General features: G+C 56.4%; 1 protein-coding gene and 1 pseudogene. Both read left to right on the forward strand.

What is annotated here, in order from left to right:
• Positions 1-235, forward strand: a pseudogene (thiP, locus tag BG74_RS08170) (thiamine/thiamine pyrophosphate ABC transporter permease ThiP); the annotation flags it as partial.
• Entirely contained in the window at positions 219-917 is a 699-nt protein-coding gene (gene thiQ, locus BG74_RS08175) for a thiamine ABC transporter ATP-binding protein ThiQ (protein ID WP_066597731.1), read from the forward strand. The pseudogene thiP and the gene thiQ, both read left to right, overlap by 17 nt.
• The last annotated feature ends 207 nt before the right edge of the window (positions 918-1,124 follow it).

Raw genomic sequence — 1,124 nt, forward strand, 5'->3', positions numbered from 1 at the left:
CCAGCCGATAGGGCGCGCTCTGGCTTTCGCCAGCATCTTATCTCTGGGGGATTTTGGCATGATTTCCCTTTTCGGCAGCGAGGATTTCCGCACCTTGCCGCTTTATCTCTATCAGCAGATAGGCGCCTATCGCAGCCAAGATAGCGCAGTGACCGCACTGCTATTGCTGCTGCTCTGCCTGCTGCTGTTTATCTTGTTTGAAACCTTGTCTGGGTCCTATGATAACACTGGATAACGTTACCTGGCTTTACCGTTATTTACCCATGCACTTCGGTGTCCATCTCGACTCCGGTGAAAAGGTGGCAGTACTGGGCCCAAGCGGCGCCGGCAAAAGTACTCTGCTGAAATTGATTGCTGGCTTCCTGACGCCAAACAGTGGCAGTCTATGGCTAGACGGCGTGCTCCATCACCAAACGCCGCCGGCAAAGCGCCCGGTATCGATGCTGTTTCAGGAAAACAACCTGTTTGCTCATCTGACCGTGGCGGAAAATATCGGGCTTGGCCTACATCCCGGCCTGCGTTTAACACCCGCACAACGCATTCAATTAGAGGAAGTGGCGCAGCAGGTCAAGCTGGAAAACGTGCTGAGCCGGCTGCCAGCGGCGATCTCCGGCGGCCAGCGTCAACGTACAGCACTGGCCCGCTGTCTGGTGCGTCATCAGCCGATTCTCCTGCTCGATGAGCCGTTTTCCGCGCTGGATCCGGCCCTGCGCGCCGAGATGGTGAGATTGCTCAATGACGTTTGCGCGACGCGCCGCCTAACGCTTTTGATGGTATCGCATAATCTGGATGATACCCTGCGATTAGCGCCGCGCACCATCTTGGTGGTGGATGGCCGTATTTATTACGACGGCCCCACCACGGCTTTGGCGAGCAGTGAGTCACCAGCAGCGGCGATACTGGGTATTAGCCGATAAGCGAGGTGCGAGATACTCGCCGGCAAACCGGTGCGGATACCTCAATACCGCCCAACTAGCGGACGGTTGCGCCAGTTGTAACCTGGGCAGGGTTAACGTGACGCTAAAAAAAGATTAAGGATCGCCAACCGTCATACCCGCAATACATACCACAACAGGCCGGCGTACAGCGGCATCAGCGGATGTCACACCAGCAGAACCATGGCT

Source organism: Sodalis-like endosymbiont of Proechinophthirus fluctus (genome assembly GCF_001602625.1).
In the GTDB taxonomy this organism is placed as follows: Bacteria; Pseudomonadota; Gammaproteobacteria; order Enterobacterales; family Enterobacteriaceae.